Origin of the sequence: Labrys wisconsinensis (assembly GCF_030814995.1) — a bacterium.
Taxonomy (GTDB): domain Bacteria; phylum Pseudomonadota; class Alphaproteobacteria; order Rhizobiales; family Labraceae; genus Labrys; species Labrys wisconsinensis.
In genome coordinates this window covers 55,887-72,671 of sequence record NZ_JAUSVX010000008.1, presented here as the reverse complement: position 1 = coordinate 72,671, position 16,785 = coordinate 55,887, and the positions used below count along the sequence as shown (strand labels likewise).

General features: G+C 69.4%; 19 protein-coding genes. 16 read left to right on the top strand and 3 right to left on the bottom strand.

All coding sequences use genetic code 11. The features are described from left to right. Positions 1-119 precede the first annotated feature (119 nt). Positions 120-641 carry a protease adaptor protein RcdA gene (rcdA, locus tag QO011_RS20720; RefSeq protein ID WP_307275802.1) on the top strand — a complete coding sequence of 174 codons (522 nt, stop codon included), beginning with the start codon at positions 120-122 and terminating at the stop codon, positions 639-641. A 40-nt stretch (positions 642-681) separates the two neighbouring features. On the opposite strand, the gene QO011_RS20715 is transcribed toward rcdA, so the two are convergent. Together QO011_RS20715 and QO011_RS20710 are read right to left on the bottom strand one after the other, a co-directional pair. Beyond that, complete coding sequence (locus QO011_RS20715) at positions 682-1,257, bottom strand: DNA-3-methyladenine glycosylase (RefSeq protein ID WP_307275800.1); 576 nt, start codon at positions 1,255-1,257, stop codon at positions 682-684. Continuing rightward, the gene (locus QO011_RS20710; RefSeq protein ID WP_307275798.1) at positions 1,254-2,084 is read right to left on the bottom strand and encodes an aldo/keto reductase; all 831 of its coding nucleotides are present in this window, start codon (positions 2,082-2,084) and stop codon (positions 1,254-1,256) included. The genes QO011_RS20715 and QO011_RS20710 overlap by 4 nt, the downstream gene beginning before the upstream one ends. 145 nt (positions 2,085-2,229) lie before the next feature. Here QO011_RS20710 and QO011_RS20705 point away from each other — a divergent pair, with 145 nt between their 5' ends. The 8 genes from QO011_RS20705 (at position 2,230) to QO011_RS20670 (ending at position 9,656) form a co-directional block, all read left to right on the top strand. Continuing rightward, positions 2,230-3,822 carry an OpgD/OpgG family glucan biosynthesis protein gene (locus QO011_RS20705; RefSeq protein WP_307275796.1) on the top strand — a complete coding sequence of 531 codons (1,593 nt, stop codon included), beginning with the start codon at positions 2,230-2,232 and terminating at the stop codon, positions 3,820-3,822. 113 nt (positions 3,823-3,935) lie between these two features. Then, positions 3,936-4,445, top strand: coding sequence for a 5-(carboxyamino)imidazole ribonucleotide mutase (gene purE, locus QO011_RS20700; RefSeq protein ID WP_307275794.1), 510 nt, complete (start codon positions 3,936-3,938; stop codon positions 4,443-4,445). Next, on the top strand, positions 4,442-5,521 hold the full coding sequence (locus QO011_RS20695; RefSeq protein ID WP_307275791.1) for a 5-(carboxyamino)imidazole ribonucleotide synthase: 1,080 nt from the start codon (positions 4,442-4,444) through the stop codon (positions 5,519-5,521). The genes purE and QO011_RS20695 overlap by 4 nt, the downstream gene beginning before the upstream one ends. A gap of 135 nt (positions 5,522-5,656) precedes the next feature. Next, positions 5,657-5,893, top strand: coding sequence for a 30S ribosomal protein S21 (gene rpsU, locus QO011_RS20690; protein ID WP_307275788.1), 237 nt, complete (start codon positions 5,657-5,659; stop codon positions 5,891-5,893). Between the two features lie 194 nt (positions 5,894-6,087). Beyond that, positions 6,088-6,969, top strand: a complete 882-nt coding sequence (locus QO011_RS20685) for a tetratricopeptide repeat protein (protein ID WP_307275785.1) — start codon at positions 6,088-6,090, stop codon at positions 6,967-6,969. Positions 6,970-7,177: 208 nt separating this feature from the next. Beyond that, a complete protein-coding gene (locus tag QO011_RS20680; protein ID WP_307275783.1) occupies positions 7,178-8,194 on the top strand; it encodes a CobW family GTP-binding protein in 1,017 nt (338 codons plus the stop codon). Positions 8,195-8,374: 180 nt separating this feature from the next. After that, positions 8,375-9,382 (top strand): WD40 repeat domain-containing protein, encoded by a 1,008-nt coding sequence (locus QO011_RS20675; protein WP_307275780.1) that lies wholly within the window; start codon positions 8,375-8,377, stop codon positions 9,380-9,382. 4 nt (positions 9,383-9,386) lie between these two features. After that, positions 9,387-9,656, top strand: a complete 270-nt coding sequence (locus QO011_RS20670) for a hypothetical protein (RefSeq protein ID WP_307275778.1) — start codon at positions 9,387-9,389, stop codon at positions 9,654-9,656. Positions 9,657-9,662: 6 nt separating this feature from the next. Here the strand turns inward: QO011_RS20670 and QO011_RS20665 are convergent, their stop codons facing one another. Next, complete coding sequence (locus QO011_RS20665) at positions 9,663-10,049, bottom strand: RidA family protein (protein WP_307275777.1); 387 nt, start codon at positions 10,047-10,049, stop codon at positions 9,663-9,665. A 115-nt stretch (positions 10,050-10,164) separates the two neighbouring features. Here QO011_RS20665 and QO011_RS20660 point away from each other — a divergent pair, with 115 nt between their 5' ends. The 7 genes from QO011_RS20660 (at position 10,165) to QO011_RS20630 (ending at position 16,779) form a co-directional block, all read left to right on the top strand. Further along, positions 10,165-11,175 carry an ABC transporter substrate-binding protein gene (locus tag QO011_RS20660; protein WP_307275774.1) on the top strand — a complete coding sequence of 337 codons (1,011 nt, stop codon included), beginning with the start codon at positions 10,165-10,167 and terminating at the stop codon, positions 11,173-11,175. Positions 11,176-11,559: 384 nt separating this feature from the next. Beyond that, a complete protein-coding gene (locus QO011_RS20655; protein ID WP_307275772.1) occupies positions 11,560-12,348 on the top strand; it encodes an ABC transporter ATP-binding protein in 789 nt (262 codons plus the stop codon). After that, positions 12,345-13,163: an ABC transporter permease gene (locus tag QO011_RS20650; protein WP_307275769.1), complete on the top strand. Its 819-nt coding sequence runs from the start codon at positions 12,345-12,347 to the stop codon at positions 13,161-13,163. The genes QO011_RS20655 and QO011_RS20650 overlap by 4 nt, the downstream gene beginning before the upstream one ends. After that, positions 13,163-14,479 (top strand): cytosine deaminase, encoded by a 1,317-nt coding sequence (locus tag QO011_RS20645; RefSeq protein ID WP_307275767.1) that lies wholly within the window; start codon positions 13,163-13,165, stop codon positions 14,477-14,479. Before QO011_RS20650 ends, QO011_RS20645 begins: the two co-directional genes overlap by 1 nt. Continuing rightward, a complete protein-coding gene (locus QO011_RS20640; protein ID WP_307275764.1) occupies positions 14,476-15,888 on the top strand; it encodes an FAD-binding oxidoreductase in 1,413 nt (470 codons plus the stop codon). The genes QO011_RS20645 and QO011_RS20640 overlap by 4 nt, the downstream gene beginning before the upstream one ends. Positions 15,889-15,892: 4 nt before the next feature. Next, on the top strand, positions 15,893-16,198 hold the full coding sequence (locus QO011_RS20635) for a cupin domain-containing protein (RefSeq protein WP_307275762.1): 306 nt from the start codon (positions 15,893-15,895) through the stop codon (positions 16,196-16,198). Continuing rightward, a complete protein-coding gene (locus tag QO011_RS20630; protein WP_307275760.1) occupies positions 16,198-16,779 on the top strand; it encodes an NAD(P)H-dependent oxidoreductase in 582 nt (193 codons plus the stop codon). The genes QO011_RS20635 and QO011_RS20630 overlap by 1 nt, the downstream gene beginning before the upstream one ends. Positions 16,780-16,785: the final 6 nt, after the last annotated feature.

The window sequence follows — 16,785 nt, the reverse complement described above, 5'->3', positions numbered from 1 at the left end:
TCGGGCCATGGGGACAGTCTCGCTTTGGTCCTCGCCTTGCAGGAGGTTCTCCCGATAGTCACGCCGTGTTCCGTTTCGGGACGTCGACGGCGTGTCGCCGACGACAGGGAAAGCGCTCGATGACCGAGAGCCTTGGCAAACATCCGGCGGAGATGGTGCTGCTCAGCGAGAGGCTCCTCTCCTCCTCCGCCTTCAAGGTGCTGTTCCGCGAGGGCATGGCGCTGGTGGAATCGACCGCCGCCTATCTCGACGGTCCGGGCCGGGCCGAATCGCGGGAGCTGGACCGCGCCGCCGCGCTCGCCTACGCCACCGAGAGCATGCGGCTGACCACCCGGCTGATGCAGCTCGCCTCCTGGCTCCTCTTGCAGCGGGCCGTCAACGAGGGCGAGATGACGCAGGATCAGGCCCGCACCGAGAAGAATCGCGTGCGGCTGGCTTCCGCCGCCCCCGATCCCGGCGCGGAGGTGCTCGGCCTGCTGCCGCCGACGCTGGTGCAGCTGATCCGCCATTCCCTGCGCCTGCAGCAGCGCCTCGCCCGGCTGGAGGAGGTGCTGTCCAATCCGGAGGCGCCCGTGCCGGAACAGGACAATGCGGTCGGCCAGCAGATCGACCTGATCCGCCAGGCCTTCGGCGGGCGCTGAATCCCGCCGCGGGACGGTCAGGCCGAAAGCGGCCCGACGGTCAGGCCGGAAACGGCCGGCTGAGGAACGGCGAGCCGGCGAGGCCGAAGCGCCAGGGCAGATCCTTCGCCTGGGAGATGCCGATGCGAGGCCCTACGGCGATGGCGGGCGCGGCGGCGCGCTCCAGCACGAGGAAGGGCGGCGCGGCCAGCGCCAGCCCGTTGTGGCGGTTCGTGACCCCCAGTGCCTGGGTCAGGCGGGCCGGCCCCGAGCAGAGCAGCCGCAAGGCCTCCAGGCCGCGGCGCGCCCGCATCGCCTCCAGGCCCGCCTCCGGCGCCAGGGCACGGATCAGCACGGCGGTGGCATGGCCTTCGGCGCCACAGACGAAGTTCAGGCACCAGTGCATACCATAGGTGAAATAGACATAGGCGCGGCCGGGCGGCCCGAACATCACGGCGTTGCGCGCCGTGCGGCCGCGGAAGGCATGCGAGGCCGGCTCGTCGGGGTCGTAGGCCTCGGTCTCGACGATGGCGCCGCCGACGCCCTCGACCAGGAGCGTGGCGCCGATCAGCTCGCGCGCCACCGCCAGCACGTCGCGGTCGAAGAAGGCGGCGGTCAGCGCGGCCTGCCCGGTCACAGCATCTCCAGCGGCGCCTTGCGCCGTGGCGGCGGAAAGGCGCGGTCGAGCTCGGCCAAGTCCTCCGGCGAGAGCACCAGGTCGAGAGCGGCCCGGTTCTCCTCGACATGCGCCGTCTGTCCCGCCTTGGGAATGGCGATCACGTCCGGCCGCCGCATCAGCCAGGCCAGCGCCACCTGGCAGGGCGTGACGCCGTGGCGCCGGGCGACGGCGGCCAGCGCTCCGCCGGTCGGCAGCCGCCCCTGCTCCACCGGGCTGTAGGCCATCAGCGGGATGCCGCGACGGCCCAGCCAGGGCAGCAGGTCGAATTCGGGGCCGCGGCGCCCGATATTGTAGAGCACCTGGTTCACCGCGCAGGCCTGCCCGCCGGCCGCCACGAGCTCCTCCATGTCGTCGGTGTCGAGATTGCTGACGCCCCAGTGCCGGATCTTGCCGGCCCGCTGCAGCGCCTCGAACGCCTCGACGGTCTCGGCGAGGGGAATGCCGCCGCGCCAGTGCAGGAGGTAGAGGTCGATGCGGTCGGTGCCGAGCCGCTTCAGGCTGCGCTCGCAGGCCTGCGGCAGGCCGGCGCGGCCGGCATTCTGCGGATAGGCCTTGCTGACCAGGAACACCTCCTCGCGCAATCCCGACAAGGCTTCGGCCAAAAGCCGCTCGGTGCGGCCATCGCCATACATCTCGGCGGTGTCGATGAGGGTGAGGCCCGCCTCGACGCCGGCGCGCAGCGCCGCGACCTCGGCGGCGCGCCGCTCGGGACGCTCGCCCATCATCCAGGTCCCCTGCCCCAGGGCCGGAACGGTCTCGCCGTCCGGCAGACGGATCAGGCGCATTGTCTCTCCCTTTTGCTCGGCGCGCGGATTGGGACGCAATTTCGCCGCGTCGGCAAGCCATATCCCGGGCGTTTCCCCGCAATTGCACATTGACACGGCATGTCCCGACGATAGCTTGCGGCCGCATTTCCCCTGGGAAGGACCCATGACCGACGATCTCGACCGCCGGCTTTTCCTCAAAGGCGCCGCGACCCTGACCACCCTGGCCGCGTTCGGCCTGCCGGCCGAAGCCTTCGCCGCCGACGGCCTGCTCACCTTCGGCGCAGCCAAGCCCTTCTCCTTCGAAGCCGTGGTCGAGCGGGCCAAGGCCCTGGCGTCCCAGGCCTATGTGCCGCCGGAGCGGCCCGCGCCCGAGGTCACGAGCCGGCTCGACTACGGCAAGGTCGGCCAGATCAAGTTCAGGACCGAGGCGGCGCTGTGGGCCGACGGGCCGGCGCCCTTCCCCGCGACCTTCTTCCATCTCGGCACCTTCTTCCAGAAGCGCGTCGCCATCTCCGTGGTCGACGGCGACAAGGCGCGGGAGATCGTCTACAAGAAATCCTATTTCGACATGCCGGCCGACAATCCGGCCCAGCAGCTGCCCGACGGCGTCGGCTTCGCCGGCTTCCGCTTCCAGGAGAGCCGCACCGGCTCGCTCGACTGGAAGAAGAACGACTGGGTCGCCTTCCTCGGCGCCTCCTATTTCCGTGCCATCGGCGAATTGTTCCAGTACGGCCTGTCCGCCCGCGGCATCGTCGTCAACGCCGCCAACCCCAACCCGCCGCACGACGAGGAATTCCCCGACTTCAAGGAATTCTGGCTGGAGGCCGTGCCGAATTCGACCGACCAGGTGCGCGTCCATGCCCTGCTCGACGGCCCCTCGGTCGCCGGCGCCTATTCCTTCCTGATGACGCGCGACAAGGCGGTGCTCATGGACATCGATGCGCGCATCTTCACGCGCAACGACGTCGCCCGCTTCGGCCTGGCGCCGCTGACCTCGATGTACTGGTTCTCCGAGACGGTGAAGCAGACGGCGATCGACTGGCGGCCGGAGATCCACGATTCGGACGGCCTGGCCCTCTGGACCGGCGCGGGCGAGCACATCTGGCGCCCGCTCAACAACGTGCCGGCGACGATCGTCTCGGCTTTCTCCGACGTCAACCCCAAGGGTTTCGGCCTGCTGCAGCGCGACCGCAACTTCGACCATTATCTCGACGGCGTGAAGTACGACCTGCGCCCCTCCGCCTGGATCGAGCCGCTGGAGCCCTTCGGCGAGGGCGCGGTGCAGCTGATCGAGATCCCGACCGACGACGAGATCCACGACAACGTCGTCGCCATGTGGGTGCCCAAGGCGGTGGTGAAGGGCGGCCAGGCCTATACGCTGAAATACCGCCTGCACTGGGCGGCGGACGAGCCTTTCCCGACCAATCTCGGCCGCTGCGTCGCCACGCGCATGGGCAATGGCGGCCAGCCCGGCACCAAGCGCCCGGTCGGCGTGCGCAAGTTCGTGGTCGAGTTCCTCGGCGGCCCGCTCAAGGACCTCGCCTTCGGCGTCACGCCGGAGGTGGTGCTGAGCACCTCGCGCGGCGACTTCTCCTACACCTTCTCCGAAGCCGTCCCCGACGGGGTCGCCGGCCATTGGCGCGCCTCGTTCGACCTCACCGTCACCGGCCCGGATCCGGTGGAGATGCGCTGCTACCTCAAGACCGGCGACCAGGTGCTGACCGAGACCTGGCTCTACCAGTACCATCCGTTCTGATCGCGGCGGGTCGCCACCGGTCTGTGCACGGGCGGCGGGGCGGGGTTGAACGCCCCTCCCCCGCCTCTATACTCGGCGACTTTCGAGGATCGGCATGCGAGCGACTGTGAACCATGGCGGGTGAGACCGAGAAGCCCGTCGCCATCATCATGGGCAGCCAGTCCGACTGGGCGACCATGCGCCATGCCGCCGAGACCCTCGACACGCTCGTCATCGGCTATGACGCGCGCATCGTCTCGGCCCATCGGACGCCGGACCGGCTCTATGCCTTCGCCAAGGGCGCCAAGGCGGAAGGGTTCAAGATCGTCATCGCCGGGGCCGGCGGCGCGGCGCACCTGCCCGGCATGGCCGCGGCGCTGACGCCGCTGCCGGTGTTCGGCGTGCCGGTCGAATCCAAGGCGCTTTCCGGCGTGGACAGCCTGCATTCCATCGTGCAGATGCCGGCCGGCATCCCGGTCGGGACGCTGGCCATCGGCCGGGCCGGCGCGGTCAACGCGGCGCTGCTGGCGGCCGCGGTGCTGGCGCTGAACGACACGGCGCTCGCCGAACGTCTCGAGCGCTGGCGCGCGGCCCAGACCAAGGCGGTGGCCGAGCACCCGACCGGCGACGAGGCGCCGCGGTGAGCGGCGGCCGCGTCCCGCCCGGCGGCGTGCTCGGCATTCTCGGGGGCGGCCAGCTCGGCCGCATGCTGGCGCTGGCCGCCGCCCGGCTCGGCATCGAGAGCCACATCTATTGCCCGGACCCGGACAGCCCGGCCTTCCAGGTGACGCGGCGCGTCACCTGCGCCGCCTACGAGGACGAGACCGCGCTCGCCGGCTTTGCCGCCGACGTCGACGCCGTCACCTACGAATTCGAGAACATCCCGCCGGTCGCCGCCGCCTTCCTCTCCGCGGCCAAGCCCGTCCTGCCCGACGTCAAGGCGCTGGAGACGACCGCCGACCGCGTGACCGAGAAGACGTTCGTGCGCTCGCTCGGCATCGGCACGGCGGAGTTCCGCGCCGTCGACAGCCGGGCCGAGCTCGCCTCGGCCGTCGGCGCGCTCGGCCGGCCCGCGGTCCTGAAGACGCGCCGCTTCGGCTATGACGGCAAGGGCCAGGCCCTGATCCGCCCCGGCAGCGACCTGTCCGAATCGCTCGCCCGCATGGGCGGCCAGCCGGCGATCCTGGAAGCCTTCGTGCCCTTCGTCATGGAGGTCTCGGTGGTGGCGGTGCGCGGCTCGGACGGCGCGGTGCGCACCTACGACCTCATCGAGAACGAGCATCGCGACCACATCCTCGACGTCTCGATGGTGCCGGCCCGCGTCGCCCCCGAGGTGGCCCGCCAGGCCGGGGCCATCGCCGCCCGCATCATCGCGGCGCTCGACTATGTCGGCGTGCTGGCGGTCGAGATGTTCGTGACCCGCGACGACGACGTGCTGGTCAACGAGATCGCGCCGCGCGTGCACAATTCCGGGCACTGGACCGAGGATGCCTGCCTGGTCAGCCAGTTCGAGAACCATGTCCGCGCCGTCTGCGGCTGGCCGCTCGGCTCCACCGAGCGCCATTCCGACGCGGTCATGACCAACCTGATCGGCGAGGACGCCGGCGCCTGGGCCGACCTGGCGCGCGAACCCGGCGCCCTCCACCTCTATGGCAAGCACGTGGCGCGCGAGGGCCGCAAGATGGGCCACTTCACGCGGATTTCGCCGCGAAACCCTTGAGATTACCTGCCGCGGCCTGGACAATAAACGTCCGTTCTGGTAGGAACGCCGCCCTGGCAGGTAATGCTTCGGCGACGATCGGATCGCGCCGGGAGCGGCCGCAGAAGTTCAACGCTCAACCACGGGATACGGCGCGTGCAGGTCCTTGTTCGCGACAACAATGTCGACCAGGCGCTCAAGGCGCTCAAGAAGAAGCTGCAGCGCGAAGGCATCTTCCGCGAGATGAAGCTGCGGGGGCATTACGAGAAGCCGTCGGAGAAGCGGGCCCGCGAGGCCGCCGAGGCCATCCGGCGCGCCCGCAAGCTGGCCCGCAAGAAACTGCAGCGCGAAGGGCTGCTGCCCGCTCCGCCCCCGCGCGCCGACAAGAAGTAACGCGTCCGCCGCGGCGGATGCATCGCCGTGCCGCGCGCCCGTCGTCGGAGGGAGTGTTCCCGCCACGACACGGGCGCTTGCTTTTTGAACTGTTTGCCGCGGGAAGCGATCATCCGCTCCGCCGGCATCCCGATGTCGCCGCAATCGGCGGGCTGGGATGCCTGGTCGCAGATACAGTGTAAGGTCGGATGGTGATGGCTCTCATTCCGCAGCAAGACGTCGTGGCCACGGCCGGCCGGCGCGGTCCCCGGCATCTCGGCCTGCTGCTGGCCGTCGGCCTGGCGGTCGGCCTCGCCGGCTGCGAGACCGTCGGCAACACCATGAGCCCGATGTCGTCCCGCCCCGGCGACGTGGAGGACTCGCAGACCGCCAGCGCCGACATCGACTCGCTCACCGCGGTGCTGCAGAAGAATCCGAGCGACGCGGAAGCCTGGAACATGCGCGGCTCGGCCTATGCGCGCTCCGGCCAGTACGACCCGGCGGTGAAGGACTTCAACCAGGCCCTGACGCTCAACCCGACCTTCGCCCAGGCGCTGGCCAACCGCGCGCTGGTCTATCGCAAGATGAACCGCCCCGATGCGGCCCTGGCCGACTACAACCGGTCGATCACCACCAATCCGAGCTATGCGCCGGCCTATGTCGGCCGGGGCGACATCTATCGCCAGCAGGGCCAGGTCGACCTGGCGATGGCCGACTACAACCGCGCCATCCAGGTCAAGCCCGAGACGGCCGAGGCCTATCACGGCCGCGGCCTGATCCGCCAGGCGCAGGGCCAGAACGAGCTCGCGATCGACGACTTCACCTCGGCCCTGTCCAACGACCCGCTGGCGCCCGAGCCCTATTATGCCCGCGGCACCAGCTACCTCGCCCTGAAGAAGTACAAGGAGGCGCTGGAGGACTTCAACGCCTCGCTGCAGATCGACAACACCAGCGCCCCGGCCTGGACCGGCCGCGGCCTGTCGCAGGAGGGCCTCGGCGACCGGCAGAAGGCGCGCGAGAGCTTCCAGCGCGCCCTGGTCATCAACCAGGACTACCAGCTCGCCAGGGACGGCCTGGCGCGGACCTCCCAGTCCTGAGGCCCGCTTCCCCCGCTGGCCCGGGCCGACCGGCTTGAGATGCAGCATGTAACGATATAACGTTTTTCACCGCCGCCCCACCCATCCCGCAGCGGGGACTACCATCGCCGGGATCGCTCACAATATAAGGGAGCGTGTGGGCCGGTCCTCCCGCCGATGCCCTTCCGATTTCCGCGGGGTCGCCCCCGCCCCTGCCTCGGAGACGTCCATGTCCGACAAGGTTCCCGTCACGGTGCTCACCGGCTATCTCGGCGCCGGCAAGACCACGCTGCTCAACCGCATCCTCACCGAGCAGCACGGCAAGCGCTACGCCGTGATCGTCAACGAGTTCGGCGAGATCGGCATCGACAACGACCTCATCGTCGACGCCGACGAGGAAGTGTTCGAGATGAACAATGGCTGCGTGTGCTGCACCGTGCGCGGCGACCTGATCCGCATCATCGACGGGCTGATGAAGCGCAAGGGCAAGTTCGACGCCATCCTGGTGGAGACCACGGGCCTGGCCGATCCGGCGCCGGTGGCCCAGACCTTCTTCGTCGACCAGGACGTCGCGGACAAGGCGCGGCTCGACGCCATCGTCACCCTGGCCGACGCCAAATGGCTGAAGGACCGGCTGCGCGATGCGCCGGAGGCCAAGAACCAGATCGCCTTCGCCGACGTGATCATCCTCAACAAGACCGACCTCGTCAGCCCGGCCGAGCTCAAGGACGTGGAGATGCGCATCCGCGCCATCAACCCCTACGCCAAGCTGCACAAGACCACGCGGGCCGGCGTGAAGATCGAGGACGTGCTCGACCGCAACGCCTTCGACCTCGAGCGCATCCTCGACATCGAGCCCGCCTTCCTCGAGGCGGACGACCACGATCATGACCATGACCACCATGACCATGATCATCATCATGACCACGGCCTGAAGCACTATCACGACGAGACCATGCAGTCGGTCTCGCTCAAGATCGACGGCGACGTCGACCCGGACAAGTTCATGCCCTGGGTCAACGAGGTCGCGCAGAAGGAAGGCCCCGGCCTCCTGCGCTGGAAGGGCATCCTGGCCTTCAAGAACGAGCCCCGCCGCTTCGTCTTCCAGGGCGTCCACATGATGCTCGACGGCGACCTGCAGCGCGAATGGAAGGACGGCGAGAAGCGCGAATCGCGCCTGGTGTTCATCGGCCGCGACCTGAAGACGGACGAGCTGCGCAAGGGCTTCCTGGCCTGCGCCGCCTGAGCGTCCGGCTCCGCTCCCGCCCCGGAGGAGCGGAGCAAGGGGGCGAACGCCGGACGTCCGCGTCCCCACCTCGCCGTTGGCATCGCTGCGATGGCGTTGGCATCGCAGCGAGAACGGTCTAGACCCCTACCCCTCCGCTCCCGGCCGGGAGCGGGTTCCAGCGTCCTTTTCCGAAGCCCGATGTCCCCACCTGCCGCCCTTACCTCCCTGTCCGACCGCGTCGCATCGATCGCCGCCGGCGCCCATGTCGTCGCCTGCGCCTGGCTCGGCCGCATGCCGGTGCTCGCGCTCGCCGACGGCACGGCCGTCATGGCCGGGATCGGCGAGGAGCAGCGCATCGCCCTGCACCCCGACGCCGGCCTGCTCTGCGCCGCGTCCGATCGCGCCCGCCTGGTCACCGGCGGCGACGACGGCCGGGTCGTCGGCCTCTCCGCCGAGGGCAAGCTCGACGTCCTCGGCGAGAGCGGCGGCAAGTGGATCGACGCGGTGGCGCTGTCGCCCTCCGGCGCGGTCGCCTGGTCGGCCGGCAAGACCGTCCAGGCCCGCGACGACAAGGGCGCGGTGAAGAGCTGGCAGGCGCCCTCCAGCGTGCGCGGACTCGCCTTCGCGCCCAAGGGCTACCGCCTCGCCGCCAGCCACTACAATGGCGTGTCCTTCTGGTTCCCCAACGCCGCCGCGACACCGGAGCTGTTCGAATGGAAGGGCAGCCATCTCGACGTCACGATCTCGCCCGATGGGCGGTTCATCGTCACGTCGATGCAGGAGAGCACGCTTCACGGCTGGCGCGTGGCCGACAAGGGCCATATGCGCATGTCGGGCTATCCCTCCAAGACGCGTTCGCTGTCCTGGTCGCACGACGGCAATTGGCTGGCGACCTCGGGTGCCGACGCGGCGATCGTCTGGCCGTTCCAGGCCAAGGACGGCCCGATGGGCAAGGCGCCGCGCGAATGCGGCATCCGGCCGGCCCGCGTCTCGCAGGTGGCGTTCCATCCCAAGGCCCTGGTGCTCGCCATCGGCTATGACGACGGCTGCATCCTGCTCTGCCGCCTCACCGACGCCTCCGAGCTGCTGGTGCGCCCGGCGAGCGGGGGCTCCGGCATCACCGCGCTCGCCTGGGACCCTATCGGCGCGCAGCTCGCCTTCGGCGCCGAGGACGGCGCTGCCGGCGTGCTGACCCTGCCGGCCTGAGCCGATGCTGGGCCTGTTCCGCAGACCGAGCCCCGAGGAGCGGCGGCAGGCCGAGACGGTCAAGGCGCTGGTGCGGGCATGCCTGGCGCTCGACGAGCGGACGACCATCTCGGTCAGCGAGATCCAGTGCGGCGATGCGGCCTGCCCCGGCACCGAGACGGTGATCCTGGTGATGGCGCCGGGGCAGAAGACCCGCGCCTACAAGGTGGCCTCGCCGCTCGGCGCGGTGGACGCGGTCGCGGTGACGGCGGCGCTCGCCGTGCCCGCGCCCTGACGCGGCTCAGATCTTCGCCGCCACCGCCTCCACCTCCAGCTTGAACGCCTCGCGCGTGAAGCCCGACACGATCACCAGCGTCGAGGCCGGCGGCGGGTCGGCGACCAGCCGGTCGCGCACCGCCATGTAGGCCGCCATGTGCTCGCGCGCCGTGACATAGGCGTTGAGGCGCACCAGGTCGGCAAGGCCCATGCCGGCCTCGGCGAGGATCGCCGCGATCGCCCGGAAGATCAGCTCGGCCTGCTCGGCCGCGCTCTCGGGAATGACCTCGTCGGCGCCGATGCCGAGCTGGCCGGAGCAGAACACCAGCCGCGCCCCGGCCGGGACCTCGATGCCGTGGCTGTACCGGGCGAAGGGGGCGCGAAGCGCCGGCGGCGTGATGGCGGCGAGCATGGATCGGGTCTCCGCAGGAGGAAAATCTATGCATGCCCTCTGCTTGTGCATTGCGCAAATCGGGCTAAGAATCCCGGCGCCGTCAGCGGGGACAATCGGGGACATCATGGGGATCATGCTCGGGAAGACGATCGGCGCAGCCGCCATGGGCCTCGCCCTCTCCGTGTCCATCGGCGCCGCGGCGGCCGAGGACCTCGCCAAGGTGAGGTTCGGCACCAACTGGCTGGCCCAGGCCGAGCATGGCGGCTTCTACCAGGCCGTGGCCGACGGCACCTACCGGAAATACGGCCTTGACGTCGAGATCGTGCAGGGCGGCCCGCAGGCCAACAACGGCATCGCCCTGCCGGCCGGCAAGATCGACTTCTACATGGGCGGCAACATGATCGAGGGCTTCTCCGCCGTGAAGGAGGGCGTGCCGATCGTCACCGTCGCCGCCATCTTCCAGAAGGAGCCGCAGATCCTGATGTCGCATCCCGGCGTCGGCATGGACACGTTCGAGGACCTCAAGAAGTCGAACGACATCCTGATCGGCGCCGACCTGATGGCCTCCGGCTATCAGTGGATGAAGGCGGCCTACGGCTTCAAGGAAGAGCAGACCAAGCCCTACAACTTCAACCCCGCGCCCTTCCTCGCCGACAAGATGGCGGTGCAGCAGGGCTACCTCACCTCCGAGCCGCTGGCGGTGGAGAAGGAGGGCGGCTTCAAGCCCAACGTCTTCCTGCTCGCCGACTACGGCTTCGACACCTATTCCACCACCATCGTCACCCGCGGCGAGACGGTGGAGAAGCAGCCGGGCCTCGTGCAGAAGTTCGTCGATGCCTCGATCATCGGCTGGATGAACTATCTTCACGGTGACAACGCCGCCGCCAACGCCTTGATCAAGAAAGACAATCCGGACATGACCGACGAGCAGATCGCCTATTCCATCGCCCAGATGAAGGCGTACGGCATCGTCGAATCCGGCGACACGGCGACGCTCGGCGTCGGCGCCATGACCGACGCGCGGATGAAGTCCTTCTTCGACAAGATGGTGCAGGCGGGCCTGTTCGCGGCCGACCTCGACTACAAGAAGAGCTATACCCTGCAATTCGTGAACAGGAAGGTGGGCAGCGATCTCGCGAAATGACGAGCAGGCGGAGATGAAAAAAGCCCGTGGCTCGGCCTGCGCCCGCCATGGCCGGCTTATCCACCCTCCGGCACGACAATCTTCGATCCCGCACCGAAGACCGGCTCCCCTCGAGTGCGCCTGGATGGCCGGGTCAAGCCCGGCCATGACGGTTGCGGATGGAGCAACCGGCGTCGTGCACCAACCTCGACCGTCATGGGCGGACTTGATCCGCCCATCCACGCGCACACCGGAACAGCAGAAAAGGTGAACTTGTATCGGCCAAAATCAATAGCAGACGCCTCCCTTGCGTCCCGCAGGTCGAACCAACGACGCAATGTCCAGTTCCGGCGGGCCGCGCTCCCGCTTCATGATAGTCGCCCCCGTCCCTCGGACCTTGAAGCCTTGAACGCCGTGTTCCCCGCACCGCCCCCCGCTTCCGCCGTGTCGCTGCGCGGCGTCGGCAAGGTGTTCTCCAACGGCACCGTGGCGTTGGAGCATCTCGACCTCGACATCCGCCAGGGCGAGATCCTCTCCCTGCTCGGCCCGTCCGGCTGCGGCAAGTCGACGGCGCTGCGCATCATCGCCGGGCTCGGCGAGGCGACCAGCGGCGCCATCCTCTGGCCCGAGGGCGGGCACGAGCTCGGCATCGTCTTCCAGGAGCCGACGCTGATGCCCTGGGCGAGGGTGTTCGACAATGTCTGGCTGCCGCTGCGCCTGAAGGGCCGCTCGCGCGCCGCGGCCCGCGCCGAGGTCATGGCCATGCTCGCCTCCGTCGGCCTCGATGCCTTCGCCGGCGCCTATCCGCGGGAATTGTCCGGCGGCATGAAGATGCGCGTCTCCATCGCCCGCGCCCTGGTCACCCGGCCCAAGCTCCTGCTGATGGACGAGCCCTTCGCCGCCCTCGACGAGATCACCCGCCAGAAGCTCAACGACGACCTCCTGCGCCTGCAGCACGAGCTGAAATGCACGGTGGTCTTCGTCACCCATTCGGTGTTCGAGAGCGTCTACCTCTCCGACCGCATCGTTGTCATGGCGGCGCGGCCCGGCCGGGCCATCGCCGAGATCGCCGTGGAGGCGCCCGCCCCGCGCGACGAGGCCTTCCGCGTCTCCGACGCCTATGTCGCCCAGTGCCGCCGCGTCTCCGCCGCGCTGGCGGATGCCATCGGCCGCGCGCCGGAGCGCCCGGCATGAGCGCGGCCGCCCCCCGCCGCTCCGCCGGCGAGCTGCGCCTCGCCGTGCTGCGCTGGCTCCTGCCGGCGCTGGTCCTCGCCGGCCTGCTCCTGGCCTGGGAATGGTGGGTTCGCTCGGGTCTCGCCCCGGCGATCATCGTGCCGGCGCCGAGCCGCATCTGGCAGACCTTCTTCCAGGACTGGGACAAGCTCGGCCCGGCCTTCGCCTCGACCCTGGCGACCACGGCGAAGGGCTTCGTGCTGGCGGTCGCCGGCGGCACGCTGCTCGCAATCCTGTTCGCCCAGTCCCGGCTGATCGAATTTGCGCTCTATCCCTATGCGGTGATCCTGCAGGTGACGCCGATCCTGGCCATCGCGCCGCTGCTGCTGATCTACATGTCGCAGGAGGCGGCGGTGCTGACCTGCGCCTGGATCGTCGCCTTCTTCCCGATCCTGTCCAACACCACCACCGGCCTGCGCTCGGTCGACCACAACCTCCTCAACCTGTTCGAGCTCTACGGCGCCTCGCCCTGGCAGAAGCTCTGGCACCTGAAGCTGCCGGCGGCCCTGCCCTATTTCCTCGGCGGCCTGAGGATCGCCGGCGGCCTCTCGCTGATCGGCGCTGTCGTGGCCGAGCTCGCCGCCGGCACGGCCGGCAGCCATGGCGGCCTCGCCTTCCTGGTGCTGAGCGCCCAGCGCTTCTACAAGTTTCCCCTGTCCTTCGCCGCCCTGGTCCTGCTCTCGGCCATGGGCATCGTCATCTTCCTGGTGCTCTCGGCCTTTTCGCACCTGATGCTGCGCAACTGGCACGAGAGCGCCATCGAACGAGAGAACTGATGGGTACCGGATTTGCAAGACTGCCGCCGACCGAGCGCTGGGTGATCGTCGACGCGCGCGTCCCCGCCTGCCTCCTCGACCAGGCCTCCGGCTTCGCCGTGGACGAGGACGGCCTTGCGTCGGCGACGATCATCGTCGACGGCGACCGCATCGAGGCCGTCGCCCCGCCCGACGACGTCTCGGGCATCGACTTCGTCGACATGAAGGGCGGCCTCGTCTTCCCCACCTTCGTCGAGCTCCACACCCATCTCGACAAGGGTCATATCTGGCCGCGCCGCCGCAATCCGGACGGCACCTTCTTCGGCGCGCTGAACAACGTCTCGCTCGACCGCGACCGGCACTGGTCGGCCGCCGATGTCGCGGCGCGCATGGATTTTGCGCTGCGCTGCGCCTTCGCTCACGGCACCTCGGCCATCCGCACCCATCTCGATTCGCAGGGCAAGCAGATCGGCATCTCCTGGCCGGTCTTCGCCGAGATGCGAGAGGCCTGGCGCGGGCGCATCGACCTCCAGGCGGTAGCGCTGTTCTCGATCGAGCTGGTGCCGGACAAGGCGCATATGAGCGCGGTGCGCGCGGCCGTCGTCGAGCATGGCGGCGTCATGGGCGGCGTCACCTACATGGTGCCGGAGCTCGACCACAGCCTCGATGTGCTGTTCGGCCTCGCCGCCGAGGAGGGCCTCGACCTCGACTTCCATGTCGACGAGACCCAGGACCCGCAAGCCCGCAGCCTGCGCCACATCGCCGAGGCGGCGCTGCGCGCCCGCTTCTCCGGCCAGGTCACGGTCGGCCATTGCTGCTCGCTCGCCCGGCAGGAGGCGGAGGACGCGCGGGCCACCATCGACAAGGTCGCCGAGGCCGGCATCGCCGTCGTCTCGCTGCCGATGTGCAACATGTACCTGCAGGACCGCGTGCCCGGCCGCACCCCGCGCTCGCGCGGCGTGACGCTGCTGCACGAATTGAAGGCGGCGGGGGTCGAGGTCTGCGTCTCCTCCGACAACACGCGCGATCCCTTCTACGCCTATGGCGACCTCGACGCGCTCGAGGTGTTTTGCGAGGCCACCCGCATCGCCCATCTCGACCATCCCTTCGGCGACTGGCCGGCGGCGATCGCCCGCACCCCGGCCAAGGTGATGGGCGTGGAGGCCGGCACCATCCGTGCCGGCGGCCCGGCCGACCTGGTGCTGTTCAAGGCCCGCTCGCTGAACGAGCTCCTGTCGCGCCCGCAATCGGAGCGCACCGTCATCCGCGCGGGGCAGGCGATCGACACCGAGCTGCCGGACTACCGCGAGCTCGACCAGGTCCTGAGGCCGCGATGACCGACATCCCGCTCCTGAAGTCCCGCCTGCCGGGGCTGCGCATCGAGGACCACCCCACGCTGGTGCGCCAGAAGAGCCGCGACTTCTTCTGGTATTCGCCCGTGCTCAAGCGCCAGCTCGACCACCTCACCGCCGACTGCGTCATCTTCGTAAGGACGATCGAGGACGTGGTCGAGGCCCTCGCCGCCTGCTACGCGCTCGGCGTGCCGGTAACCCCGCGCGGCGCCGGCACCGGCAATTACGGCCAGGCCATGCCGCTCGCGGGCGGCGCCATCCTCGACCTCTCCGGCATGGATAAGGTGCTTTCGATCGCACCCGGCCGGATCGTGGCCGAGGCGGGTGCCGTCATCGCCGACATCGACCGCCGCTGCCAAGCCCAGTCCGGCCAGGAGCTGCGCCTGCATCCCTCCACCGCCAAGACCGCCACCATCGGCGGCTTCGTCGCCGGCGGCTCCGGCGGCGTCGGCTCGATCAGCTGGGGCGGCCTGCGCGACTTCGGCAACATCATCCGCCTCAAGGTGGTGACCATGGAGGCCGAGCCGCGCCTGCTCGACCTGCAGGGCGAGGACCTGCACAAGGTCAGCCATGCCTATGGCACCAACGGCATCATCGTCGAATGCGAGATGCCGCTGGCGCCGGCCTATGACTGGATCGACGTCATCGTCGGCTTCGACACGCTCGGTGCGGCCGCCGCCTTCGCCAACAACCTGGGCGAGGCCGACGGCATCCTGAAGAAGCAGCTCGCCGTGGTGGCGGCGCCCGCGGCGCACGACTGCTTCAACCGCCATCGCCGCTGGCTGCCGCGCGACAAGCACGTGGCCTGCGCCATGGTGGCGCCGCAGGGCTACGACGCCTTCCTGACGCTGGCGCGGCGGGACAAGGGCGCGCAGCTCCTGTTCTCCAGCCACGACCTGCCGGCGCCCGAGCGCAAGGGCCTGCCCGAGATCTACGAGCTCGGCTGGAACCACACCACGCTCCGGGCGCTGAAGGTCGACCCGGCCATCACCTATCTGCAGACGCTCTACCCCTTCCCGAACCAGCTGGCGCTGGTGGACAAGCTCCACGCCCTGTTCGGCGATGAGGTCGTGGCCCATCTGGAGTTCGTCCGTTTCGACGGCCGGATCACCTGCTTCGGCCTGCCGCTGGTGCGCTTCACCACCGAGGCGCGGCTCGACGAGATCGTCCGCATCCACGAGGAGGCGGGCGTGCCGGTGTTCAACCCGCACCGCTACACCCTGGAGGAAGGCGGCATGAAGCAGACCGACGCGGCCCAGCTCGCCTTCAAGCGCGAGGCCGATCCCAAGGGCCTGCTCAACCCCGGCAAGATGATCGCCTGGGACGATCCGGGCTATGATTATGCCAGCGGCCGGACCTATCTCTTCAAGGGCATGCAGCAAGCAGCGGAGTAGAGCCATGTGCATCAATTGCGAAGGCGGTTCGAATCTGGCGGTGGCCACCCAGCAGGTCGACGACGAGCGCGTGCGCATCACGCGCTACGATTTCGCGCCGGGCAGCGAGACCGGCTGGCACCGCCACGAGTTTCCCTATGCCGTGGTGCCGCTGGTCGACGGCGTGCTGCGCCTCGTCGATGCCGAGGGCGAGCGGCTGACGCCGCTCAGCGCCGGCGTCAGCTATTCCCGGCCGGCCGGCGTCGAGCACAACGTGTTCAACGCCGGCGCCGGCCGCATGGCCTTCATCGAGATCGAAATGAAGGCGTGATGCGCGTCCTCGTCCTCTTCGCGCATCCCTGCGAGGACTCCTACGGCGCAGCGCTGCACCGCCGCGTCGTCGAGACGCTGAGGGCGCGGGGCGACGAGGTCGACGATTGCGATCTCTATGCCGAGGGGTTCCAGCCGATCCTCTCGGCGCAGGAGCGGCGCGGCTATCACGACCTCTCCCATAACCGCGAATCCGTAGCCGGCTACGTTGATCGGCTGCAACGGGCCGAGGCCCTGGTGATCGTCTGCCCGATCTGGAATTTCGGCTTTCCCGCCATCCTCAAGGGCTATTTCGACCGGGTGTTCCTGCCCGGCGTCTCGTTCCGCATGGTCGAGGGCAGGACGCAGGCCGCGCTCGACAATATCAGCCGGCTCGCGGCCGTGACCACCTATGGCAGCGCCAGGTTCAATGCCTGGCTGGTCGGCGATCCTCCGCGCCGAATCGTCACGCGCGTGCTGCGCGGCGCGGCCGGGCGCCTGGCACGGCTGCGCTACCTCGCCCATTACGACATGAACCGCTCGACGCTCGCCTCGCGCGCCGCCTTCCTCGACCGCATCGCTCGGGAAATGCGGTCTTTTTGAGACCCC